Here is a 21,734-nt window from a genome sequence, read left to right on the forward strand (position 1 = left end):
ATCGCCGAGCAGTACGGCGCGGTCGCATACCTGCACGCGCTCATCGTCGCGTACTCGGAAGAACCCGCACTGATGCGGCTGCTCGCATCAACCCTCGCCGCAAGCTCCGACCCAGCAAACGAGGGCGCGGACTACTACCGCACCCTGTACCTCCGGTTCCGGCAAACCATCCGTGAGGCGCTCGAGCGTGACATCCACGCCGGCCGGGAACCGGACACGATGGACCCCGCCCGTGCCACGGAACAGCTCCTCGCCCTCTACGACGGCCTCCGCGTCCAAGCGCTCCTCGTCCCCGGATTCGACATCATCGAAGCCTTCGACCGCGCAGCATCACGCATGCGCCGAGGCTGGTCCGAGGACTACCGCCGCACTGACCTCTTCGAGATCCCACTCGACCGCACCCGCGAACACACTGCACGCCCCGACCTGCTCGGCCCCCAATAGGCACCGATCGCCAGCAGAGCGGGGGCCAGCTGTATCGGTGCCGGGGTGGTGTCCCTGAAACACCACCCCGGCGGGCGGTCTCACGCTGCCACGAGAACGCCCGTGTGCCGTTTGAGAGCACTCTCTCTCGAACGACAGGTGCAGGCTACCGCCAGATGATCACTCGGACCCATGATCAGCCACCCACGCATGCAGCGAAGTAGTCCTGATACCGGTCAGGCCCGCCGATGAAGTACCCGCGGCCGGAAACAGCACGCAGAAGGTCGTCGCGGATGTGTGCCCGATCGGCGTTCACTACCGCTATCGGGCTCAGGGTTGGTGAGGGCTGCGGAGCCCGTTGAGGTGGAGTTCAAGGAGTGTCACGACTCGCTTGGGGGTGCGTGCTGCTGGGTCCCAGGTGTGTTCGACCGCGAGTCCGTCGATCAGGGCGTGGAGCCGATCGGTTTCGTCGGACAGGTCGCGGCTGGGGTCGAGCTCTCCGGCATCCGCGAGGACTTCGAGCGCTCGGGCGCAGACGTGGCTGACGCCGGCGTTCAGGCGTTGTGCGCTGCGCGCGAGGTGCTTGTTGGTTCGCGAGAGCACGCCGAGCTGCACCTGGGCGAGGACCTCTGTTGTGCGTTCGGCGTCCAGCGGGAGTACTTGCGCCAGGATGTCCAGGGTGAGTGCACGGCCGGTGGTGTGCAGCTCCGACAGCCGTGCGGTGACTCGCTCTTCGATGATCGTCAGGCAATGCTCACGTAGGGCGTCCTGGGTGGGAAACAGCCGTCGGAGCGAGGCTGCTGCGATTCTGGCCTCGTCGGCGACGTTGCGCACCGATAAAGCGGCCAGTCCGTCGCGCTCGAGGATGCGCAGGCAGGCTGCGGCGACGAGCGCCTCCCGCTTCTCAATATCGACACGGTGTGGCATGCTCAGCCTCCAACTGCTCTGGTCGGAGCTACTGCCGGCTTCCGCGGCCACACGGTGTAGCTGATCGCCCAGAGCACCTCGACGCCGAAGACCACTCCCAGCAATGCGAACGTCCCCTGCAGCTCGATCGTGCGCGCCGGGTTGGCGACGAGGACGATGAGGCCGCCGAGGATCCCTGCGGCGATCAGCACGGCGAGCCCGGTACGCGCGACGTCGCCCCAGCACCGGAGGGTGTAGCGCCGTCCGGACAGTCGCTCTGGGGCCGGACCGCCCGCGAACCGATGGATGAACCGGACATCCGCCCAGGCAATCATTCGGTGCCCGTAGGCGACTGAGACACCGATGTAAATTGCCGCGAGCCCGTGGTGCCACGATGCCGTCCCGCCGCCCAGTAGATCGACCGTGACCAGCACGAGCAGGACCGCGTCAACGACCGGTGCGGCGAGGAGCATTGCGACGCCGAGCCGCGGTCGACGGAACACGTACCGCGCAGTCAGTCCCCCCAGGACCGCCACCCAAAAAGCGACCTCACAGAACACGATGCCACTGAGCGTCACGAGAGATCCGTCCGTTTGAGTACGTGTGTACTCAGTGAGTATGCCACACGAGGTCCGTCGGTGAGATTTGGTTCCGGAACTGCCTTCTTCGTCGCAAAGCGCGGGGCTCGAGCTGTATGACCGGCGGTCAACTCGCGGGCGATCCGGTACCGGAAGCTCGTTGCTCACAAACGATCGTTTGTGACGTTCGTCACCTCGTGCTCGTTGAGCTGCCAAGGACGTCGGCCGAGAGCACCGCTGCACCGGCATTACGACGCGCCCGGCAGTGCGTTCTGTGACCCGCGGCAGGCGAGCGGAGCGCAACCCGAATGCGACACGGTTCACCTGCCGCTGCTCCTCCCTTCCCGATTCGCCCGCTTGGGCGCGTGCGGATGGTGGCGGGGAGAAGTGTGTGGCCGCGGTGTGCTGCGTCGTTAGGCGCAGCTGGTGCGGCCGAAGCCGAGGAACCGGACGGTGACGATCCGGACGGTGCTGTCGGATGTGGTGGTGCTGAGGTCGGTGCGGATGCTGACCGTGGAGGTGCGCCAGGTGAACAGATCCCAGGAGCTCAGCGTGGTGGAACGTGTTGCGGCGGGAGTCGTCGCGGTGGCTTGCCCATCGACGAGCGTGGTGAATCGTTCGGGAGCGGTGCCGGTGTAGTTCCAGCTAGCGGCGGGGCACCAGATTCCGTCGAAGGAGACATTTTCGTCACGGTCGCCATCGGTTCGATCGTGGCATTTCTAGGCGAATATTCACGCTCTCCCCGGCTGAGACCGTCGATGCCGCCGACGTGTTGGGTCCCGCCGTTCTCCGACTGCTGACGAATCCGTCAGCGTCGTGACGAATCGAGATGCAACAGGTCGTGGAGTCGGCTGATTCGTCTCACTTGACGATCCAACCTCGGACGCATCGGGCTCTTGGGTATCGGCAGTAGCGTGCTCCCATGACTTCGTCAGAGCGCATGTTCTCCATAGGGGACGTGAGTGCCCGCACAGGACTCAGCGTGGATACCCTGCGCTTCTACGAACGAGAAGCACTTTTGCCTCCCATCGAGCGGACCGTCGGGGGCCGGCGCGTGTTCTCTGAAGACGACGTCGGGTGGATCGGTATCTGCCAACGTCTGCGAGCATCAGGAATGCCCCTGACCGAGGTCGCGAAGTACGCCGCGCTCGTCGCGGCCGGGACCGGAAACGAATCCCAGCGCCTCGAGCTACTGAAGGCCCATGAGGTCGAGGTCCGGAGCCAGCTAGCTGCACTTCAAGACGCGCTCGACCTCATCACGATGAAAGTCAGCACCTACACGGACGCCCTCGAGCGCGGACGGTCTGAGGGACTCTTCGAGCATGACCAAGACGACGACGCCTACTTCGCCGCGGTCAAGCCAGACCGGGTCCTGACACGCGGAGCTTGACCTGAAGTCCACTCCAGTTCGTAGCGTGAATGCAGCGTCTCGGTCGAACGCCGGTTCGACCGAGACCACCATTTCATGACGACGAACAGGAATCACATGCCCGACTTCATCGAGCCCGACGACACCCGCTACGACGACCGATCCCGAGCCCTCGTCTCCATCGGACGAGTCGCGATCGCTCAAGAGAACGCGGCCGCTCTGCGCGACTACTTCAGCGAGGACTTCGCCTTCCACAGCCCCGACGGAGAACTCGACTTCGCCGGCCTCGAGACGTTCTTCAGCCAGATGCGAGACGCGTTCGCTGACTACTACTGCGAGCGATACGAGATCGTCTCCAACGGCGCCCTCATCGGATGCCGCACCGAGATGGGAGGCGTCTTCACAGCACCCTTCGAGCCGACCCCGTTCGGGACCGTGCAGCCACACGGGCGACGCGTCACGCTCACCCTAATCAACATGTTCCGCTACGACGAGCACGGCAAGCTCGCCGAGGAGTGGGTGCAGTACGACAACCTCGAGTGGATGCGCCAGCTCGGTGTCACCGTGACACCGGCACTCTAGGAAGCGCCGCAGCAGGACTGCCAGAGCACCATGAGTGCCAACAGTCCTGCTGTTCGCGGCCCACCTCGGAGCGCTCAGACCTCATGCTCGGAACCGACGCAAGAGACCAACTAGGTCATGCCACCCGTGCCGAGTAGGGGATCCCCCACCGGACACAGCGCCCAAAGCGGCGACAGGTCAATCGAGTTCGCCTCTCCGGGTGACCGGGTCCAGCGCGTGAACTTCGACCCGACAACAAGGTGATGCGCTTCAACTTCACCGCCTCCTAGCATCACAATGGTGGTCATGAACTGCGCGCAGCCCATCCTCAACACCCTCATCGGGGAGGTCGACAGCTCTGGATTCCGCGCAGAAGGTCTTCATGTACTCGTCGGGGATGACGTTGCGGAGCACCACTGGCGTCCGGACGTTCGGCGGGAGATCCACTCCGTCGCAAAGGGTGTCGGCGTTCTTGCCGTCGGTATTGCGGCGGACGACGGCCTGGTGGATATCGACATCCCGGTGTCCCAGTACCTTCCTGAAGTTGCCTTCGGCACCGGGACGGACGAGGTGACCCTTCGCCATCTGCTTACCATGACCAGCGGGGTCGATATGCCCTGGTCCGCGACGGAGCTTCGCGACTGGCCAGACCTCGCTTGCGAGTTCCTCGGCCGCCCTTCGCGTGGTCGGTCTTTCCAGTACGCGGACGCGAGTACGTATACCGCGATGCGGGTGCTCGCGACGCGGGTGGGCGACGTCGGCGGGTTCGTCTTCCGCCGACTCTTCGAGCCGCTCGGCATCACTAATGTGACGTGGCTGCGCTGTCCGCGCGGATACGTGGCCGGCGGCTCTGGCATTGCGCTCCGCACAGGTGAGCTCGCCCGGCTCGGACGGCTGGTCCGGGACGGCGGAGAGGTCGCGGGCCGTCGGATCGTTGGAGCTCGCTGGTGCAACGCGATGCACACCGACTGGGTCGTCCGACCGGACGCCGGACCCGGCTACGACCGGTACGCGATGGCCGGGTGGGGCGGGCCTGCGCAGCTGTGGCGGCTGCATGGCGCGTACGGGCAGATGCTGCTGTTCGACGGCGATACGGTCGTGACCGTGACGGCTGATGACCACGAGGGCGCAGACGCGTTCGCCGCCGCGGTTGCCGACTTGCTGCGAAACTGACCCTGAAAGGACCCGCTCAGCCCGGAAGTCTGGGTCCGGTCAGGGCCGTGACGACCGCAGCAGCACGACGAAGTACGGCGCTCCGATCAGGGCGACGACCAGCCCGGCCGGTACCTGCGCCGGAGCGATGACCGTTCGGCCGATGGTATCCGCGATGCTCACCAACACCGCGCCGAGCAGCATCGAAACGGGGATTATCCGCCCGTGCCGTGCACCGACGATGGTTCGTGCCAGGTGCGGGGCGACGAGTCCGACGAACCCAACCACACCGATTGACACGACGCTGAGCGCGGCCAGCATCGCGGCCAGTCCGAGTAAGACGAACCGGGTGCGCCCAACCTGAACCCCTAGGATCCGCGGGGTGTCCTCATCGATTGCGAGCAAATCGAGCCGGTGGCGCAGCCCGGCGAGCATCGGGACGGCAACGACCAGGGCGACTGCGATCGGTGCGACGTCGGCGAACTCGCGACCGTAGGTGGTGCCGGACAGCCACGTCAAAATGCGGGGGGTGTTCCACGGGTCCGCGCGGAGGAGCAGGTACGTCGTTAACGCGCTGAGACCGTACCCGAAGCCGATGCCGATCAGCACGAAACGGTCCGGTAGGAGCCCACCGCGCCACGCAAGCGCGGCGATGAGCGCGAAGGTCACCAGGCCTGCCAGGACCGCTGCCGTGACCAGGAGCGGACGGCTTCCGCCGGCCATCGTCACGACGGCCACGGCACCGAGACCTGCGCCGGCACTGATACCGAGGATCCCGGGTTCGGCGAGTGGGTTCCGTACTGTTCCTTGGACGACCGTGCCGGCGAGTCCGAGGCCGGCGCCGGCAAGTACCGCTGCCGCGACGCGCGGCGCACGGTCGTCGAGTGCCTGCCGGATCAAGTCCGGTCCGGCTCCGCGTGCCCATAACACCACGTCGCCGAGCTGGAGCCACAGGCTACCCGCCAGCAGTCCGGTCACTGCTGTCGCGACGACGACGGCGCTGACCACGACGAGGACGATGACGAACCGGCGCCGGGAACGCGGAGCGAGGCGGGCACGGGGCGGTATCCGTGATGCGCCGCTGTCGCGCAGCCGCATCGCGAGCGCGACGATCACCACGGCGCCGAGCAGTGCGGTTGGGACACCGGTCGGGACCGACGCGGCGCCCTCGGCGCCCAGGACTGCGCGCAGGGTGGCGTCGGCAAGCAGGATGAGGAGTGCGCCGGCGAGTCCGGACACCGGTAGCAGCAGCACGTGCCGGTGCAGCGAATGGACCCGCGCGGCGAGTAGTCGGACCAGCACCGGCGAGGCCAGTCCGACGAACGCGATCGGTCCGGCGACCGTGACCGCGGTGCTGGTCAGGAGCACGGCGCCGACGACCGCGACGAAGCGCGTCGGGCCCACCGGCACGCCGAGCGAGGCTGCGGTGTCCTCGCCCAGCCCGAGCAGGTCGAGCCGACGCGACAGCAGGAGCATTGCGGCAATAACCGCGACGATCAGCGGCACGGCGCGCAGGGAGGCATCGAGGTTGAGCTGAGCGAGCGACCCGCTCCCCCACGCAAACAGCCCGGTGGTGTTTTCCTTGAACAAGATCAACAGGATCGCGCTGGCCGCATCGAGTGCCATTGCCATCGCTGACCCGGCGAGGATCAGTCGTGTCGTCGCGGTGGATGCTCCGCGTCCGGAGATCGCCAGGACCAGTGCCGCGGAGAGCAGCCCGCCGGCGAATGCGACGGTGCCGGACGCCCAGAGCGGGACGGCGAGCCCGAACGCCGCGACAGCCGTCACCGCGAAGTACGACCCGGCGGTGACGGCCAAGGTGTCGGGTGAGGCGAGCGCGTTGCGGGTGACGGATTGCAGCAGGGCGCCGGCGACGCCGAGGGCGATCCCGACGACCGCGCCCGCGAGCAGTCGCGGCAGTCGCGACCCCGTGATCACGTCTGACACCGGAACGCCGTTGACAGACTCATGCGCACCGAATGCTGCGCGGACGAGGTCGATGACTCCGATGCCGGATGTGCCTTGGGTGACATGCCATGCGCCGACGAGCACGACGGCCACCACGAGTGCGATCACGACAGCGACACCACCCGCACCGCGCCCCGGCTCGATCTGGGGCTGAGTCATCCGCCCCGGCCCCAGCTCGGACGTGGGCGGAGTAATCCGCCCCGGCTCCGGCATAGCGTCGGTGGCCGTCACCCCGCAGTGATCGCGTCGACGTAGGCGTCGATGGCGGCCTCGTTCGAGAGTGGTCCGCCCGCACCCCAGACACCGGCCGGGAACGCGTGGGCGCGCTTTTGCTCCACGGCCGGGAGTGCCTGCCAGATGGGGCTCTTGTCGAGCTCGGTGACGTAGCTGCCGGCCTCCTGGTCGTTGGAGTAGAACAGGTTGGCATCACCGACAGCGGTCAGCCCCTCGATGTCCGTCTGCCCAAGCCCGTATGCTGGGTCGACGCCGCCGTTACCGTAGGCCTTGTCGATTTCGTCCGTCCACGCGGATTCGAGCCCAAGTTCCTCACCGAGTGCGGTGAAGAGGGCGCCCTTGCCGTAGGGGCGGATGACGACGTTGCCGCCCTCGACCCAGCCGTCGAAGAACAGGAACTTTTTGGTCGGCAGGTCGACGTTTGCGACCTGCTTCTTCGCGGCTGCGAGGTGCTCGTCGAACTGGTCCAAGACCTCGTTCGCGCGGTCGGTGCGCCCGGTCGCCTTCGCGATCATCGAAAACACGTTCTTCATGTTCCCGATCGGGTCCTTGGTGTTCGCGCCAAGGGTCGCGAGGACCGGGATTCCGCGGTCCGTGAGCTTTGTGATCTTCTCGTCGTCCTTCTTGAACGCCTCGACGATGACCAGGTCGGGGTTGGTTGCGGCGATCGCGTCGAGGTCGGGCTCTTCTCGCGTACCGGCGCTCTTCACGGTCGAGGGTAGCTTCTCGGCCGAGACGTAGGTCCCGTAGCCCTTCGGATCGGCGACCGCCGTCGGCGTCACGCAGAGCGTCAGAACGTCCTCGGTCTGCTGCCATTCGAGGACGACGACGCGCTTTGCCGCGTGGTCAAGCTTCACCGTCCGGCCGACGCCATCCGTCAGGGACACCGGGCCGGTCGCGGTCTTCGTAGTGTCGGCCTTGCAGCTCGCAGTCGTCGGGGCTGCCGGCGCCGAGGAATCTGCGGCATCCACCGAGGTGGTGCCGCACCCGGTCAACGCGAGAGCGGCGACGGCGGCGATCGTCGCGGCCGTCAAGAGTCGGTGGGGTCGGGTCATGGCAGGTCCTTTCGAGGGGTGGGGTGGGTGCTACTGCGGGCTGCTGTGGTCGCCGGCTTGAGCGACCGGATCCGAGCGGGGTGCCGTCCGACCGGGTCGATACGGATTCGCCCGGCTCTGTGATCGACGGACACCTGGACGTCGATGTCGTAGACCTCTGCGATGTGTTCGGCAGTGAGGACGTCGACTGCGGAACCGCAGGCGTGGACGCGACCGGCGGCCATGAGCACGACCTGGTCCGCCACCCGGGCGGCGTGGTCCAGGTCGTGCAGGACGATGCCGACCGCCGTCCTGTGCTCCTCGACCAAGTCGCGCACGATATCGAGCGTCTCGACCTGATAGCGCAAGTCGAGATGGTTCGTCGGCTCGTCGAGCAGGACCACAGCGGTGTCTTGCGCCAGGCAGGTCGCCAGCCAGACGCGCTGCATCTCACCGCCGGACAGCTCGCCTACGGAGCGGTGCGCCATCGCCGTCACCCCGGTCGAGGCCATCGCTCGCTCGACGGCATCCCGGTCACCCGGTGTGTGGGCGCGGAACGCGCGCCGATACGGGTGGCGTCCGAACTCAACGACCTCGCGGACGGTCAGCCCCTGCGGTGCCGGTCGGGACTGGGCAAAGAGTGTGACCTCGCGCGCGAACTCCTTCGCGCTGAGCAGCGACACCGGACGGTCCGCTCCGCCGAGGAGGACCGATCCAGAATCGAGGGGGTGCAATCGCGCCAGGGCTCGCAGCAGGGTGGACTTGCCGCTGCCATTCGGGCCGACGAGCGCAGTCACACGGCCGGGGGCCAGCTGCATCGACACGTCGTGGACGACCCCGTGTCCGGCGTACCCGAGAGAGACACCATCAGCAATGAGAGCGACCATACCGGCTTCGGACTCGCCTGGGGCACACGTCTCAACACAGCGCACGAAAACCAGCCATCCACAATCAGAAGGTAAGGACAGCCTTACCTAAATCATCGTAGCGTAACCGATCGATGCCGCGTACCTCGACCTATCAAGTGACCGGCCGGGCAGATGGCCTGGCGCTCACGGAGCTTGGAACCCGGCCGCCTGGAGCACCTTGTGTCCAGCACTGGAACGGACGAAGTCATCGAACGCTCCGGCGAGGTCGGGGTTTGTGCTCTCCTTGAGCACCGCGATCGGGTACGTGTTGATGGCACTTGACGCGTCCTTGAACGTGACGCCGTCAACCTTCCCGGCAGCACCCTTGACGTCGGTGACGTACACCAGGCCGGCGTCGGCTTGGCCAGAGCTAACCTTCCCGAGCACGTCGGTAACGGACTGTTCCTCGCTGACGGGCTGCAACGTGATGCCGGTCGCCTGCTCGACCTTCTGAGCAGCCGCACCGCACGGAACCGGGGCGGCGCAGGTGACGACCTGCACGCCGGCGTTGGTGAGGTCCTTGAAGTCGGTGATCTTCTTCGGGTTGCCGGGCGCAACCGCGATTTCGAGCGTGTTCTTAGCGAAGTCCTGCGCCGAGCCCTCGAGGTCGCTCGCTGCGAGCTTTTCCATGTTCGCCTCGTCCGCGGAGGCAAACACGTCGGCCGGTGCACCGTTCTGGATCTGCGTCACGAGATCGCTCGAGCCGGCAAAAGAGAACGCGATCGTCGTACCCGGGTGCGCGGTCTCGTACTGCTTCCCCAGCTCGGTAAATGTCTTCTGCAATGACGCGGCCGCGAACACCGTGATCGAACCCGTTGCCGAGCTCGACGACGCGGAGGGAGACGAGGAGCTGGCCGATGTGCCGCCGCCGGAGCACGAGGTGAGCAGCAGTGCCGTCGCGGCAACCGTGGTCAGGAGGACTGGCAAGCGGATGAGGCGAAGTGACATGAAAAATTCCGTTCCACGGTCAGGCGCAAATGCGGCAGTAATCTGCTGTTCGACACGACTTTGCGGAATACGTCGCGTGACGTGTTGGCGTGATCTGTACGACCGTCGTCCTGAACACTGCTGGCGACCCGTGGGCGTTCAGCGCTTGGGTGGCGGTATGAGAGATGCGCGTTCACTGATGAGCGACCACGACGGCAGTGCCGGCGACGCCGACTACGGAGCGATCGGGGCCGGCTACACGCAGTACCGGCGACCAGAGCCGGCGTTCTCCGCAGCGATCCGGGCTGCGCTCGGGGACGCGCGAACGCTCGTGAACGTCGGAGCCGGTGCTGGGTCCTACGAGCCATCGAACCTCGAAGTGACCGCGGTCGAACCGAGCGCGACCATGCGCGCGCAACGTCCGATGGGATCAGCGCCGGCGCTCGACGCGACCGCAGAGGACCTCCCGTTCGGCCATGACACCTTCGACGCCGCCCTGGCGTCGTTCACCGTGCACCAGTGGCGCGACCTGCCGGCGGGGCTCCGCGAGGTCCGTCGTGTGACCCGTGGACCGGTCGTGATCCTCACCTGCGACCCGGCGGCGCTGACCCGGTCCTGGATCAACGAATACGCACCCGAGGTCATCGCCACCGAGGCGAGCAGGTACCCGTCCATCGATGCCCTCCGCAGTGGGCTCTCCGTCGCGAAAGCGCTGTTCGACGTCGCTGCCGAATGGGCAGGCCGGCACGGCATCTCAACGATCGGACTCGATACCGCGGCGCCCGCCGCACACCTAGTCACCATGTACACGCGGTGGGGGTTCGCGCACGTCGACAACGTTCGCTTCCCAGGAAAGAGCTACAGCAGCGTCGTGATGACCCGACAGGACCCCGCTCAACGCGGTGCCGACTCGTCTCGATAGCCGATCGGTGACCGGTCATGTTCTGGGGCACTCCCCTCCGGCCTCGCGTTTTCACTTCTGAACCGTCGCCGTAGACACCCGAGCGTCGGCCGCGACTGACCGGATCGATCCACCGGCACACAGCGCTGCGGGGACCGCGGTCTTCCACGCGGTGCTCGCCCTCACGGTACGGCGCACCTGCTGCGCCTGGAACGGATAGGCCAGCCTCCGCCAGCCAGCCAGTGGCGCGTGTCATGCCGAGGAACGCCCGCTGCTCGTCAGTGTGGGTAGTTCTGCCGTGCGTCGTTGTCGGCCCACAACGCGACGTTCCTTGCCCAAGTGACGGCACGATTCGCATCATCACGCGTGACGAGCTCACCCTTGTGTGCGAACGCGTTTCGGCGTTTGAAAATCCAGTCCGCGTCTTTCCACAGGCCAGGACGCTCCTTCTTGAGCGACCGGCCGAGGAAACACATTGCGAGGGAGGAGAAGAGGCTCTGCACCTGCTTCTGGAGTTGTTTGTCCTGTGGGACGACCTCAAGAAGTTCGTCCTGCAGTTCTGCCGGCGCGTCGCGCCAGAGAACCCGTTTCATCTTCGTCTCGGCCACGAGTGCTGCGAGGAAAAGCGCAAGTGCGGGATTGCTGTCCCAGTTGTTCTGCGCATAATGACGGGCTTGTCCGATGAGGATGTCGAGGTCCCAGTCTTCGTTGAGGTCATCGTGGATGGCGCGAAGGAAGTGCTCTGCGTTGGGGCGCGTGTCACGGGATCTAACGATCATCGCAACTCGCCGGTAGTCATCGTTCCAGCTGAACCCGAGTTCCGCTGGCACACCCCCGACCCGGAAATCCACTCGCTTGAACTCCGGCAGGGCGCCAGGGAAACCGGTCACGGGCTGGGTGACCCGGATCATGTCGAGTACTCGCTGCCCTACCTTGATCAGCAGCGCAACGGCACCCCTACGTGACTCGATACCGGCGTCGTCGAACGTGAGCCCGATGGTGCACGTCGATGGGAAGCAGGCATCCTCGGTCTGGAAGTGCTCGGCCTCGAAACTCACTACGACGTCGATGTGGTCGAGGCGAGCACGGATCCCGTCTCGGACGTCGTCGGCGAGCTGCGGCACCGTCCCGAGCGTGTGCCCAAACTCGATGGTCCCACGCAATTCCCCGAGCAGCATGGGACGAACCTACAGCTCGTGGCACGCCCCTCGCGGTAGCCGATCGGCTACCGGAACATGTCGGGCAGCGCAGCGGCCACCCAACGAGGTGGTCAGCTGTTCTCGTGCACGCCGATGCGGCGGTGTTATGTCAAGTGGCGATGGCGCCCGGTAATGGCATCAGTGTGGTGCCGCCCCGAGGAGCGAGCCCGCTTCGTCGAGTGCGGTCACGCGTGAGGATTGGACGCTCCAGAACAGGCCTTGCGCTGTGCTGATCTCCAGCTGACCGTATTGCACGACGGGAAGGGCGGGATTGTTCTTGAAGCGCCGGTCCGGGCCACCCTTGACGTTAACGTACTGCCAGGTCTCGCCGATCAGCCGCGTGTCTTTCGGCACCTGTCCCGGCTGTTCAACGAAGCGGGTCACTGACCGCCGTACGGTCAGATGCCGGTAGGCCACGTCCGAGTAGCGCTTGCCGGTGCCCACGAGGAGCCGGTCCGGCAGGAAGTAGAGCGTCTCTTTCCCCGCTCGGACGGTCGGGATGTCGATATTTGTGGCGAGATACCTCGGCTGCTGAATGCGTGCCTCAGCAGAGATTCGTTGGACGATGGAGCCGACGCCAGCGTTCACCTTGTGTTGGTACGTGGTCTGGACTTGGCCCGACTGGACGGTTCGCCAGAGCTTGGCGCTGCTCGACGTGGCATCCCATGAGGTGACGAACTTGTCGAACCAACGCGCTGCGTTGTCCTCGAGATCGTAGAAGAGGACGACGTTTTTCTGGAGCCCGTCACGAAGGAACAGCCACCAGCAGCCCGGGATAGCGAGTGCCCAGACGATGAGTCCCCACGGCATGAGCGCTGCCCCGATCACGAAGGCGGCAATGGCCGCGATCCAGCCCCAGCGCGGTCGTCTTGCAGCATCGTTGAGCTGCTGCACGACGTCGTCGCCCCCTGTCGGCCTGAGCTCGAGCGCAGATAAGCCGCTGGTGTCACCCATGGGGACTTCGGCTGGGTTCCACGGCACGGACGCCACTGGAGGTGTCGGGACACTGGGTGTGCTTCGCGCGGGCTTCGATGAGAGGTACATCGCGCCGCTGGAACCGACCCGTACGTAGTTCCCGCGGGGCCCTGCGCCGATGCGAAGCCCTGGCACCCCCGCGCTGACACCGATACCTGACTTCGACAGGTTGAACCGCAGCGGCCCTGCTTTCACACTCGTGCGGAGCGAGATCCCCATGTGCCCCTCCTTCGGGTCCCGCTCATGATGCAGTGCCCAGAGCTCATGATGGGAGTGCGCAAGCCTGTTCCGATGTCGTTGGCGCACAACGCACCCCCGATCTGGGGGAAAGCGTTGAGCTGAGCAGCCCCGCAGACTTGTGCGGTCCTCATCACCAGGGAGCCGCAATGCCTTCACACCGCCCGAGCAGCCACCGCCCGATCGGCACCAATCGCAGGAAGCTCCCCACCGCGACGTGGGTCGGGATCGTCGTCACCTTGGTGCTGGCGCTGATCGCTCTCGCTTCGGGCGGTGTGTGGTCGATGCTCCTGATGACCGCCCTCGTAGTCCTGATCACTGCCGTCTACGGTCTGCTGTTCCGGCGCACCACCTGGCTCAGGCTCCCCCGGAAACGCTCCGCAGCGGCGCTCGGGGCAGGGCTCGCTTTCGTTGTACTCCTCGGCTCTGGATCAGCCTTCGGCGCCGCGCACCCGTCGAGTCCCGCAGCCGATCAGCCGGCGGCGATGGCCGCCTCCCCCGCCCCCACCAAGACACCACACGCGGCGGCGGCGACACCGACACCGACACCGACGGTAACGACGAAGCTCGTCACCGAGACCGCCAGAATCCCGTTCGAGTCCACGACCGTCGAAAACGACACTCTCGCGCAGGGCACGACCACCGTGACGACCAAAGGCGTCCGCGGCGTCCAGACCACGACGTACCGCGTCACGATCACCGACGGCAAAGAGACCAGACGCCAACAGGTTCGCCAGGAAGTCACCACACCACCAGTGGCGCAGGTCACAAGCGTCGGCACATACGTCGCACCAGCCCCGGCGCCGGCGCCTGCACCGGCACCGGCCGTGCCCGACGGGGGCGGCGCCACCGCTCTCTGTGTTGACGGTTCTCTCTCGTACGCTGCGCACCACCAAGGCGCGTGCTCACACCACGGCGGCGTCGCCCAGTTCTACAAATGATGCGAATCTTGACTGAAGGCGCAACCGTTCCGACCCGCAATGGACACCGGCCCGGAGCAGCCATGGGACTGCTGCAGTCCCCGAGCTGCCTCATCGCGCGTTCGGATCAGGATCGCTGAGTGAGTGAGTGACTGCGATGCGGATCGGGGGGGGGGCGACGCTGGGTTCAGCGAGCAGCGTGCCGTGGTCGTTCATCCATCGGTTTGGCTCCAAAGGATCTCATCGTGTGAGAGCCGTTGACGATTCGTACCGGGTCCCACGACCTCACCAATTGCGTGCGCCGGGACGCCGAATGCTGTCATGCTCGTCAGCTCGAGGTGCCCTGGGAGGGAGAACTCGTGGCTGAGTGCCTCCCTGTCGAATGCTCTGAACTGGTGGGCGGACAGCCCGCGACGATGCGCTTCGAAGGTCATGTGCGCTACTGCCTGCCCGAGGTCGTACCGTGCGAACTCGGAGTACTCCATGTCGCTGTCGATGATGCGCACTTGGGTGAGGTTCGCGACAAGAAGTCCGCGTCCGGCGCCCACTGGGCCGAACTCCGCGCGAGGCGGCGTGAGAACCGCGAGTGTGTGGTGTCTCCGCGAAGGCCAACGATGAAACCCCACGGCTGCGAGTTTCCGGCAGAGGGTGCCAGTCGCGCAGCGTCGAGTACCGCCTCAGCCACGTGCGGGTTTGGCCGGTGACTGTTCTCGAATCGCATAGGGCTGAACCGCGCAGCCGCGAAGCGGTCGGATGGCACGACGATGTCAACGCCCCCGTTTGAGTATTCCGGCAACGGTTCGCTACTTGCCGCTGCTGGGCATGCGGCCCGTGCGTAGCGCGTACTCGACATCTGGACGCTCGTTCGCGCGCGCGACCTCCGCGGCCGTCTCGATCGGGTAAGCGACGCTGTAAAAGGTGGCTTCCCAGGAGCCGGCCACATCCTCGATAACCGCGAAACGCGCCTCTGGTGAGCCCGCTTCGATCACATGCGGGTGGGGCCGATCGTCGTCGTACGCCGGCCAGCCCACACTTCCAGGGTTCACGACGAGCGCACCGTTGCTGAGCCGCAGCTGCCGCTGCAGATGTGTGTGGCCGCACAGGAGCAGCCGTTCGTCCGGAAGCCCGCCGAGTCGCGCGACGACCTCGTCCATCGTGGCGGCACGGACCCCGTCGGGAGTGACGGTTTCGAGCAGGTACACCAGGTCGTCATCGGGTGCCCCGTGGAACGCGAGAACGCCCGGAACGGGCGCCACGCGCGCGGGAAGTGACGCGATCCACTGTCGGTGCGTCGCGGTGATTTCGTCCGCAGCGAGCGAGTCGGACCGGCTCATCTGGTCTCGCGGGAGCTCGAGGAGTTGCCGTTCATGGTTGCCGCGGACGGTGACCGCAGGGGTCCGCATGAGCAGATCGGCAGTCTCCGCGGGTCGGACACCACCAGAGAGGAGATCGCCGAGGTTCACGATGAGATCGATCTGCAAGGAACTAATTTCGTCGAGCACTGCTTCGAGGGCGAAGACGTTCCCGTGGACGTCGGAAATGGCTGCTATCCGCACAAGAAGACCGTAGCAGCGCCACCAAAGACGGTCGGTCGCATCATCATCGGACCATCGCGCAACTCGGAACCCACCGCTGATCGCCCGGCGTAGCCGCATCCTGAACCCCCTCGCGCGCCCGTTAGCGGATCCTCAACCGGGACCACATTCGGTCCAAGGATGATCACACGTTGGAGGAGAACTGCCATCCTTCGGCGCGTGCAAGCGCGAAGAAGTTGATCGTGTCGACCTGTTGTTCGGTGGCGACGGTGGGGATCTTTTGGTTTTGGTCTTGCACGTTGTCGCCAGCGCGGCGTTCCTCTGTGACGATCGTTCGGCCACTGGCCGCTGCGTGTGCGATCAGCCATGGATCCGCGGCATTGGCGGTGCCTTGCACCCAGCCGGGGTGCGCGATGCTGATCGCGTCGACGATCGGGATTTCCTCGGCGGTGATCTCGCAGACGAAACCGGTCTCGTTCTTCGCCCAGCTGTGCAGCTGGTCGCCGCCGCGGGCGAGTTCGTCGAGGACTTCCCGGCAGATGCAGGCGTGCCGGGCGTCGATGAGCGCTTCGAGTTCGGTCCAGGGGCCGGGGAAAATGTCGCGCGGGTAGTGCCGGTTGAGCAGGATGAGGATGTTCGTGTCGAGTGTGTAGTCGGTCACTGGCTACCTCGTCGTTGGTACTCCTGCTCGAGCTTCTCGACCGTGGGGATCTTCGCGCCGAGCATGTAGCTGGCCTCGAGGTAGTCAACGCGGTTCTGGTGCAGGGCTCGCATCACTCGACCGACATAGGTCGGGCCGAGGTCGCGGTATCGCAGCGTCGCGTACGGCGGGTGGCCGTCGGCGGCGCTGAGCTGGTCGCGTTCGCGCTGCCAGACGTCATCGGACTCCTGCCGAACCTGTTCCAGGTCCACCGTCTCGATCAGCTGCAGGCTGTGTAGGCGGATCGCGGCCGCGAGCGTGCTCACCCCGTACGTGCTGATGACCTGGCGCACCATGTCAGCCCGACCGCCGCGCGTTACGCGTCTTCGCACATCTGCGGCAGGCATCAGTACCTCGGGACTGCTGCAGGTTTGGTTGACTCCTGACGGGTAGGGGCGTTGGCTCCTGCTGGAAGGATGTGCGCCATGGTGAAGGCGTATCCGGAAGAGTTCCGCCGCGACGTGATCGCGGTCGCCCGGAAGGGCGAGACGTCGGTGCGGCAGGTCGCGAAGGACTTCGGCGTGTCCGAGTCCTGCCTGGCCCGCTGGTTGCGGCTCGCGGACCGCGACGACGGCATCAGGGTTGCAGCGTCGCCGTCGGCGAAATTTGTCGAGCAAGCGGAGCTGCGAGACGCGCAGAAACGGATCCGGCTGCTCGAGCAGGAGAACGAGATCCTCCGCCGGGCGGCCGCGTACTTCGCCCAGTCGCAACTCCCAAAATGATCTACCCGCTGGTCCTCGAACTCGCCGACGATCGGATCCCGGTCGCGGTGGCCTGCCGGGTGTTGGGCTTCTCGAAGCAGGCCTTCTATCGGTGGCGTGTCGATCCGGTGACCGATCGCGACTGGGCGGACGCGCACCTGACCAACGCAACGATCGATGCGCACCGCGACGATCCGACGTTCGGATACCGGTTCATCGCCGATGACCTTCATGCTGCCGGCCACCGAGCATCAGAGCGGCGGGTGTGGCGGCTGTGCTCGCAGCAGCGGCTCTGGTCGCTGCATGCGAAGAAGCGCGGCCTGAATCGCAAGGCCGGGCCGCCGGTGCACGACGACCGGGTCCGGCGTGCGTTCACGGCACCAGACCTCGACAAGCTCTGGCTGACGGACATCACGGAGCACCCGACCGGTGAGGGCAAGCTCTACCTCTGCGCGATCAAGGACGCGTGCTCGCGGCGCATCGTCGGCTACTCGATCAGTGACCGGATGCGGTCCTCGCTCGCCGTCGCGGCTCTGCAGATGGCGGTGCACCGCCGGAACCCGTCAGGGACGGTGGTCCATTCGGATCGGGGCAGCCAGGTTCGATCGAAGAAGTTCGTCCGGGCGCTATCGGACGTCGGGCCGCTCGGATCGATGGGGCGGGTCGGCGCGTGCGCGGACAACGCTGCGATGGAATCATTCTTCGCGCTCCTGCAGAAGAACGTCCTCAACCGGAGACGCTGGGCGACCCGGGACGAGCTCCGGCTCGCGATCATCACCTGGATCGAAGCGACCTACCACCGGAAACGGCGCCAACGTGGTCTGGGGAAGTTGACCCCGATCGAGTACGAGACGATCATCAACCCACAGGTCGCACTCCCGGCCTAATCGAACGAGTCAACCAAACCTGCAGCAGTCCCATTCTGTGTGGGTCGATCCTTCCATGACCCTAGCGACCCCGACCGTCGTCGGCAGGGATGCGGTGGGAAGGGAGTCTCGTGCACAAGTGGATGGGGCGATTTCCCGGCGGATGACGTGTCCGACAGCCGATCGGCTACCGCACGCCTCGGCAGTGAATCCGGCGCCCGCGGAGATCTGGGGATCCGGGTGTGTGGTGGTCCACGCTGATCTGCCCGATTCTGGGCACGATCCTTCACACGGTTGTGACGTGAGACGCAACGCGAGAGCCCCAGCACCGTTGGGTGCTGGGGCTCTGTTACGTCATTGCTCTATCGGCGTGGTGACGTCCGCCGTTTGTGTCGAGCGATCAGGGCGTCGCCCGCGATGAGTGCAAGCGCCGAGGCAGCTCCAAGGATGGCGAGCAACCACCAACTGGTGTCGGTGAGGAAGCCGATCAGGCCGAGGACGACGATCGGTACCGCGATGAACTTCAGCAACATCGGATCGACCCTAACTGCTGCAGTTCTTGCGGGCGGTCTTCACGAAGGGCTTCGCGGAGCCGACCTTGGTCTGGTAGCAGGAGTTGCTGGCGTACTTCTTGTTCGAGTAGATCTTGGCGATGCTCTTGAAGACTGCCTTCACCGTCACACCTCCAGCGGCGGTGCACAGGACCGCCGCGACTTTTGCCACTGGTGACGGGAGCTTGGTCGTTCCTGAGCAGATGGCGACGGCGCTGAGTCCGGCGATCGCGGTCGCGGCCGTGGCGATCGCCTTCATTTCCGCGCCGGTCAGGTTGATGTAGGCGCCCGGGCTGTAGGGCGTGCCCGTGATCCCCGCGGTGATCTTCGGGTCCGCGACAACCGGGTACGTGACCGGTGCCGCACTGTGGTCAACCACGCACCGATGCCCTCGATATAACGGCAGGCGATGCCGATCGTCCATGACCGCAACCGCTGTTGGGCTCTTGCGCGGTCTTCAGCGTCAACCGGCAGATCGAGATGGACGCGATGAAAGTCACCATGAAGCGCGACTACGGCGCGGACATCGCCGCGCTCCCCGCGTGGCACAAGTACGTCGCCGGCGGCCGTGTCGTCGCCAGCTGGACGAACCCGTTCACCTACAGCCAGGGCGTCAAACAGACCGGGTGGGGCTCGGACCAGGAGCGGGTCCCCGGCGACAAGGAGGCGTCCGGCGCGTTGGTGCACGGTTTCTGAGTCCTCCTTTCGGGGGACCGGACATCCGCTCGGCGCGTCCCGACACGCCGGATGGCCCAGAATTTCATAACGGGTGACATACGAATACCGCTCGGCATCGACCGTGTGCCGGCGGCGATGTATTGGAATCTGCACAATCGTGTGAAGAAGTGCACTCCGCAACACGTCGGGAAACGTACCCCGGCAACCGGTTCCATCGTGAAATAACCTCTGATCTGTCCCTCGATCGGGGGTGCAGACGAACGACAGGAGCAGGCAATGCCCAACTTGAACGTGACCTACGGCGAGATGCAGGACGCCGCGACCCGACTCGTGAACGGTGAGCAGGACATCACCTCGAAGCTGCGTGAGCTGAAGTCGCTGGTGGACTCCCTCATCTCGGGTGGCTACGTCACGGACCAGTCGTCGGTTGCCTTCGGCAGCTCGTACCAGGAGTTCAACGACGGTGCGACGAAGACGATCGAGGGCCTCGAGGGCATGTCGATGTACCTGAACAAGGCGTCCGAGGCGCTCCAGCAGACCGACCAGGAACTCGCGAACGCCATCAAGTAGCGACCGCGAATCGGTCCCGGTCCTCGTCATGACGACGAGCACCGGGGCCGATCCGGTTCCGATCCCGTTCACCGACCAGGAGCAGTCATGGCAGACCTCATCATCACGAAGGAAGTCCTCGAGGACTCGACCACCAAGCTGCAGCACATCTCGGACGAGCTGGAGCACCAGAAGTCCGACGACCGCGCGCTCGACCAGGTCTACGGCCAGCACGACGTGTACAAGGCCATGAACGACTTCTCCGGCGACTGGAAGATCCACCGCAACAAGATGAAGGGCGCCATCGCCGGTTTGCGGGACAAGATGCAGAAGGTCACTCAGAACTGGACGGACCTTGAGCACGACCTCAGCGAGAAGCTCACCACCGAGACGACGGACGCGGGGAACGCCTGATGCCGGTGCGCGAGGGCAACTGGGGTTTGCTCGGCGAGTCCACCGACCCGGTGATCGCGGACACCGGCGTGATGCAGGAGCTCATCACGTACTACAGGGACATGGCGTCGGAGATCACCTCCGAGGCGGCGGTCCTGAAGAGCATCGGCGACGGCGACGACAGCAAGTTCAAGGGCGAGACCGCTGACGCCGTCCGGAAGAAGAGCAAGGAGGTCGCGGAGTCCCTGCAGAAGATGTCAGGCCGGTACGACGCCATCCGGGATGCGCTGACGGGGTACCTGCCGGCACTCGAGGACGGGCTCAGCGAGTCGGCCGCGGCACTGCAGGCAGCGGAGACCGCACAGCAGTCGGGTGCGAGTGCGTCGGCGATGCCGGACCCCTCCGAGAACCGCGCCGACGACGCTCCCCCGCTCACCGACGACGAGCAGGGGCAGATCGACGCGAAGCACGCGGCGACCACCAGGTCGAACGACGCAATGGACGCGGCGAAGACCAAGCTGCGGAACGCGTTGTCGGCACTCGACGGTGCGGGCAAGGCGGCGGCGTCGACGATCCGCGCGGCATGGGACGACGGCCTGCACGACACCCTGGGCGACAAGATCAAGGCGTTCTTCTCGAAGCTGCTGAAGCTGATCGTCAAGATCTTCACGTACATCGGCATAGCCCTGGCTGCGCTGGCGATCCTGATCCCCGGCGTCGGTGTGCTGGCCATCATGGGCGCCGTCGCGGCCGGGGTCAGTCTCGTCGCGCAGATCGGGTTGACCGCGCTCGGTGAGGGGAACGTGTTCGACCTGGTCATGGCGGTCGTCGGCGTGGTCACGCTCGGGGTCGGTGCCGGGATCACGAAGGCGACCTCCGTCGCGGTCGGCAAGGGCGTCACCGCCGGCAAGACTGCGATCCAGAACGCCACGAAGGTCGACCTCGGGAAGATCTCGAAGATCCGGGACGCCGCCATCAAGGACTGGACGAGCGCTGGGTCGGCAACCAAGGTGCGGTACGCCAACCAGCTGGGCAACGAGGTCAGGACGAACGGGTTGAACAAGCTGGACGACTTCGCCGGCAAGTTCAAGGACAACCCGAACTGGTGGAACATCCCGAAGGTCGGCACGACGATCAAGAACGACTGGGCCACGATCTCGAAACAGTTCGGTGCCGACCGGTTCACCAGGCAGGGCTTCACGAGCTGGGCGGAACGGATCGGCGGCGTCGACTTCCAGCTACTGCGGAACGACCTCGGCAAATTCGGCGGCGCCAACGGGCTCGGCACGCTGGTCGGGAACGCCCCGAAGTGGCACACCTACGTCAACGGCGGGATGGCCGTGTGGGGCAAGAACTACTCCATCGCCGGGCTCGTCATCAACCCGATCGGCGACGGCGCGGACAAGAAGCGTCCGTGGACCGACGACTGGAACGCGATCAAGCACCCGATCGCCGTCTGAGAGCAGCGC

The 21,734-nt window shown here is 65.7% G+C and carries 26 protein-coding genes; 12 read left to right on the forward strand and 14 right to left on the reverse strand.

The window, feature by feature from the left end; all coding sequences use genetic code 11:
- A partial coding sequence (locus tag EDF51_RS18670; protein WP_208321871.1) for a TetR family transcriptional regulator C-terminal domain-containing protein occupies positions 1-444 on the forward strand: 444 nt, incomplete at its 5' end.
- Positions 445-753: 309 nt separating this feature from the next.
- Here EDF51_RS18670 and EDF51_RS18675 read toward each other — a convergent pair.
- Together EDF51_RS18675 and EDF51_RS18680 are read right to left on the reverse strand one after the other, a co-directional pair.
- Positions 754-1,350 (reverse strand): TetR family transcriptional regulator C-terminal domain-containing protein, encoded by a 597-nt coding sequence (locus tag EDF51_RS18675; protein WP_134196094.1) that lies wholly within the window; start codon positions 1,348-1,350, stop codon positions 754-756.
- A gap of 2 nt (positions 1,351-1,352) precedes the next feature.
- Positions 1,353-1,907, reverse strand: a complete 555-nt coding sequence (locus EDF51_RS18680) for a hypothetical protein (RefSeq protein WP_134196096.1) — start codon at positions 1,905-1,907, stop codon at positions 1,353-1,355.
- 453 nt (positions 1,908-2,360) lie between these two features.
- On the opposite strand from EDF51_RS18680, the gene EDF51_RS18685 reads away from it, so the two are divergent.
- From EDF51_RS18685 to EDF51_RS18700, 4 genes are all read left to right on the forward strand, one after another.
- Positions 2,361-2,546, forward strand: coding sequence for a hypothetical protein (locus EDF51_RS18685; protein ID WP_134196098.1), 186 nt, complete (start codon positions 2,361-2,363; stop codon positions 2,544-2,546).
- 283 nt (positions 2,547-2,829) lie between these two features.
- The gene (locus EDF51_RS18690) at positions 2,830-3,297 is read left to right on the forward strand and encodes a MerR family transcriptional regulator (protein WP_134196100.1); all 468 of its coding nucleotides are present in this window, start codon (positions 2,830-2,832) and stop codon (positions 3,295-3,297) included.
- Between the two features lie 96 nt (positions 3,298-3,393).
- Entirely contained in the window at positions 3,394-3,858 is a 465-nt protein-coding gene (locus EDF51_RS18695) for an ester cyclase (protein ID WP_134196102.1), read from the forward strand.
- Positions 3,859-4,143: 285 nt separating this feature from the next.
- Positions 4,144-5,010: a serine hydrolase domain-containing protein gene (locus EDF51_RS18700; protein WP_134196104.1), complete on the forward strand. Its 867-nt coding sequence runs from the start codon at positions 4,144-4,146 to the stop codon at positions 5,008-5,010.
- A 39-nt stretch (positions 5,011-5,049) separates the two neighbouring features.
- Here EDF51_RS18700 and EDF51_RS18705 read toward each other — a convergent pair whose 3' ends face one another.
- The 4 genes from EDF51_RS18705 to modA all read right to left on the reverse strand — a co-directional run bounded on the left by EDF51_RS18705 (position 5,050) and on the right by modA (position 10,081).
- Positions 5,050-7,170 (reverse strand): iron ABC transporter permease, encoded by a 2,121-nt coding sequence (locus tag EDF51_RS18705; protein ID WP_208321872.1) that lies wholly within the window; start codon positions 7,168-7,170, stop codon positions 5,050-5,052.
- 14 nt (positions 7,171-7,184) lie between these two features.
- The gene (locus tag EDF51_RS18710) at positions 7,185-8,225 is read right to left on the reverse strand and encodes an iron-siderophore ABC transporter substrate-binding protein (RefSeq protein ID WP_347876527.1); all 1,041 of its coding nucleotides are present in this window, start codon (positions 8,223-8,225) and stop codon (positions 7,185-7,187) included.
- 17 nt (positions 8,226-8,242) lie between these two features.
- On the reverse strand, positions 8,243-9,112 hold the full coding sequence (locus tag EDF51_RS18715; RefSeq protein WP_134196130.1) for an ABC transporter ATP-binding protein: 870 nt from the start codon (positions 9,110-9,112) through the stop codon (positions 8,243-8,245).
- 165 nt (positions 9,113-9,277) lie between these two features.
- Complete coding sequence (modA, locus tag EDF51_RS18720) at positions 9,278-10,081, reverse strand: molybdate ABC transporter substrate-binding protein (protein WP_134196110.1); 804 nt, start codon at positions 10,079-10,081, stop codon at positions 9,278-9,280.
- A 178-nt stretch (positions 10,082-10,259) separates the two neighbouring features.
- Here modA and EDF51_RS18725 point away from each other — a divergent pair, with 178 nt between their 5' ends.
- Entirely contained in the window at positions 10,260-10,982 is a 723-nt protein-coding gene (locus EDF51_RS18725; protein WP_134196112.1) for a class I SAM-dependent methyltransferase, read from the forward strand.
- Between the two features lie 257 nt (positions 10,983-11,239).
- Here EDF51_RS18725 and EDF51_RS18730 read toward each other — a convergent pair whose 3' ends face one another.
- Positions 11,240-12,139: a hypothetical protein gene (locus EDF51_RS18730; RefSeq protein ID WP_134196114.1), complete on the reverse strand. Its 900-nt coding sequence runs from the start codon at positions 12,137-12,139 to the stop codon at positions 11,240-11,242.
- A gap of 159 nt (positions 12,140-12,298) precedes the next feature.
- Complete coding sequence (locus tag EDF51_RS18735) at positions 12,299-13,114, reverse strand: hypothetical protein (protein ID WP_243837165.1); 816 nt, start codon at positions 13,112-13,114, stop codon at positions 12,299-12,301.
- 407 nt (positions 13,115-13,521) lie between these two features.
- Here EDF51_RS18735 and EDF51_RS18740 point away from each other — a divergent pair, with 407 nt between their 5' ends.
- Positions 13,522-14,313 (forward strand): G5 domain-containing protein, encoded by a 792-nt coding sequence (locus EDF51_RS18740; protein WP_243837166.1) that lies wholly within the window; start codon positions 13,522-13,524, stop codon positions 14,311-14,313.
- 191 nt (positions 14,314-14,504) lie between these two features.
- Here EDF51_RS18740 and EDF51_RS20355 read toward each other — a convergent pair whose 3' ends face one another.
- The 4 genes from EDF51_RS20355 to EDF51_RS18760 form a co-directional block, all read right to left on the reverse strand.
- Complete coding sequence (locus EDF51_RS20355; protein ID WP_243650144.1) at positions 14,505-14,798, reverse strand: hypothetical protein; 294 nt, start codon at positions 14,796-14,798, stop codon at positions 14,505-14,507.
- A gap of 297 nt (positions 14,799-15,095) precedes the next feature.
- Entirely contained in the window at positions 15,096-15,848 is a 753-nt protein-coding gene (locus EDF51_RS18750) for a metallophosphoesterase family protein (RefSeq protein WP_134196118.1), read from the reverse strand.
- Between the two features lie 163 nt (positions 15,849-16,011).
- A complete protein-coding gene (locus tag EDF51_RS18755) occupies positions 16,012-16,488 on the reverse strand; it encodes a DUF4411 family protein (protein ID WP_131847324.1) in 477 nt (158 codons plus the stop codon).
- The gene (locus tag EDF51_RS18760) at positions 16,485-16,793 is read right to left on the reverse strand and encodes a hypothetical protein (RefSeq protein ID WP_134196120.1); all 309 of its coding nucleotides are present in this window, start codon (positions 16,791-16,793) and stop codon (positions 16,485-16,487) included. Before EDF51_RS18760 ends, EDF51_RS18755 begins: the two co-directional genes overlap by 4 nt.
- 159 nt (positions 16,794-16,952) lie before the next feature.
- On the opposite strand from EDF51_RS18760, the gene EDF51_RS18765 reads away from it, so the two are divergent.
- Positions 16,953-18,115 (forward strand): IS3 family transposase gene (locus EDF51_RS18765; RefSeq protein WP_134196122.1). Its coding sequence is split into 2 segments (ribosomal slippage): positions 16,953-17,235 and positions 17,235-18,115, totalling 1,164 coding nucleotides; the frame shifts between segments, so codons are not numbered across the junction.
- Between the two features lie 341 nt (positions 18,116-18,456).
- Here EDF51_RS18765 and EDF51_RS20080 read toward each other — a convergent pair.
- Positions 18,457-18,627: a hypothetical protein gene (locus EDF51_RS20080; protein ID WP_165901488.1), complete on the reverse strand. Its 171-nt coding sequence runs from the start codon at positions 18,625-18,627 to the stop codon at positions 18,457-18,459.
- 10 nt (positions 18,628-18,637) lie between these two features.
- Positions 18,638-19,024, reverse strand: a complete 387-nt coding sequence (locus EDF51_RS18770; protein ID WP_132100788.1) for a hypothetical protein — start codon at positions 19,022-19,024, stop codon at positions 18,638-18,640.
- Positions 19,025-19,134: 110 nt separating this feature from the next.
- Between EDF51_RS18770 and EDF51_RS18775 the strand changes: the two genes are divergently transcribed.
- The 4 genes from EDF51_RS18775 (at position 19,135) to EDF51_RS18790 (ending at position 21,725) form a co-directional block, all read left to right on the forward strand.
- Positions 19,135-19,341, forward strand: a complete 207-nt coding sequence (locus tag EDF51_RS18775) for a hypothetical protein (protein WP_131847332.1) — start codon at positions 19,135-19,137, stop codon at positions 19,339-19,341.
- A gap of 258 nt (positions 19,342-19,599) precedes the next feature.
- Positions 19,600-19,893 (forward strand): WXG100 family type VII secretion target, encoded by a 294-nt coding sequence (locus tag EDF51_RS18780; RefSeq protein WP_027467101.1) that lies wholly within the window; start codon positions 19,600-19,602, stop codon positions 19,891-19,893.
- Positions 19,894-19,980: 87 nt separating this feature from the next.
- Positions 19,981-20,286 (forward strand): hypothetical protein, encoded by a 306-nt coding sequence (locus tag EDF51_RS18785; RefSeq protein WP_027467100.1) that lies wholly within the window; start codon positions 19,981-19,983, stop codon positions 20,284-20,286.
- Positions 20,286-21,725 carry a hypothetical protein gene (locus EDF51_RS18790; protein WP_131847334.1) on the forward strand — a complete coding sequence of 480 codons (1,440 nt, stop codon included), beginning with the start codon at positions 20,286-20,288 and terminating at the stop codon, positions 21,723-21,725. The genes EDF51_RS18785 and EDF51_RS18790 overlap by 1 nt, the downstream gene beginning before the upstream one ends.
- Positions 21,726-21,734 lie beyond the last annotated feature (9 nt).

The organism is Curtobacterium sp. PhB25 (assembly GCF_004365375.1).
In the GTDB taxonomy this organism is placed as follows: Bacteria; Actinomycetota; Actinomycetes; order Actinomycetales; family Microbacteriaceae; genus Curtobacterium.

Coding starts and splice junctions, on each gene's coding strand:
- EDF51_RS18790 (WP_131847334.1), top strand. CDS start 20,286: ATGCCGGTGCGCGAGGGCAACTGGGGTTTGCTCGGCGAGTCCACCGAC.
- EDF51_RS18775 (WP_131847332.1), top strand. CDS start 19,135: ATGAAAGTCACCATGAAGCGCGACTACGGCGCGGACATCGCCGCGCTC.
- EDF51_RS18690 (WP_134196100.1), top strand. CDS start 2,830: ATGACTTCGTCAGAGCGCATGTTCTCCATAGGGGACGTGAGTGCCCGC.
- EDF51_RS18705 (WP_208321872.1), bottom strand. CDS start 7,170: ATGCCGGAGCCGGGGCGGATTACTCCGCCCACGTCCGAGCTGGGGCCG.
- EDF51_RS18700 (WP_134196104.1), top strand. CDS start 4,144: ATGAACTGCGCGCAGCCCATCCTCAACACCCTCATCGGGGAGGTCGAC.
- EDF51_RS18785 (WP_027467100.1), top strand. CDS start 19,981: ATGGCAGACCTCATCATCACGAAGGAAGTCCTCGAGGACTCGACCACC.
- modA (WP_134196110.1), bottom strand. CDS start 10,081: ATGTCACTTCGCCTCATCCGCTTGCCAGTCCTCCTGACCACGGTTGCC.
- EDF51_RS18780 (WP_027467101.1), top strand. CDS start 19,600: ATGCCCAACTTGAACGTGACCTACGGCGAGATGCAGGACGCCGCGACC.
- EDF51_RS18735 (WP_243837165.1), bottom strand. CDS start 13,114: ATGGGTGACACCAGCGGCTTATCTGCGCTCGAGCTCAGGCCGACAGGG.
- EDF51_RS18695 (WP_134196102.1), top strand. CDS start 3,394: ATGCCCGACTTCATCGAGCCCGACGACACCCGCTACGACGACCGATCC.
- EDF51_RS18725 (WP_134196112.1), top strand. CDS start 10,260: ATGAGCGACCACGACGGCAGTGCCGGCGACGCCGACTACGGAGCGATC.
- EDF51_RS18715 (WP_134196130.1), bottom strand. CDS start 9,112: ATGGTCGCTCTCATTGCTGATGGTGTCTCTCTCGGGTACGCCGGACAC.
- EDF51_RS18675 (WP_134196094.1), bottom strand. CDS start 1,350: ATGCCACACCGTGTCGATATTGAGAAGCGGGAGGCGCTCGTCGCCGCA.
- EDF51_RS20080 (WP_165901488.1), bottom strand. CDS start 18,627: ATGTTGCTGAAGTTCATCGCGGTACCGATCGTCGTCCTCGGCCTGATC.
- EDF51_RS18740 (WP_243837166.1), top strand. CDS start 13,522: ATGCCTTCACACCGCCCGAGCAGCCACCGCCCGATCGGCACCAATCGC.
- EDF51_RS18730 (WP_134196114.1), bottom strand. CDS start 12,139: ATGCTGCTCGGGGAATTGCGTGGGACCATCGAGTTTGGGCACACGCTC.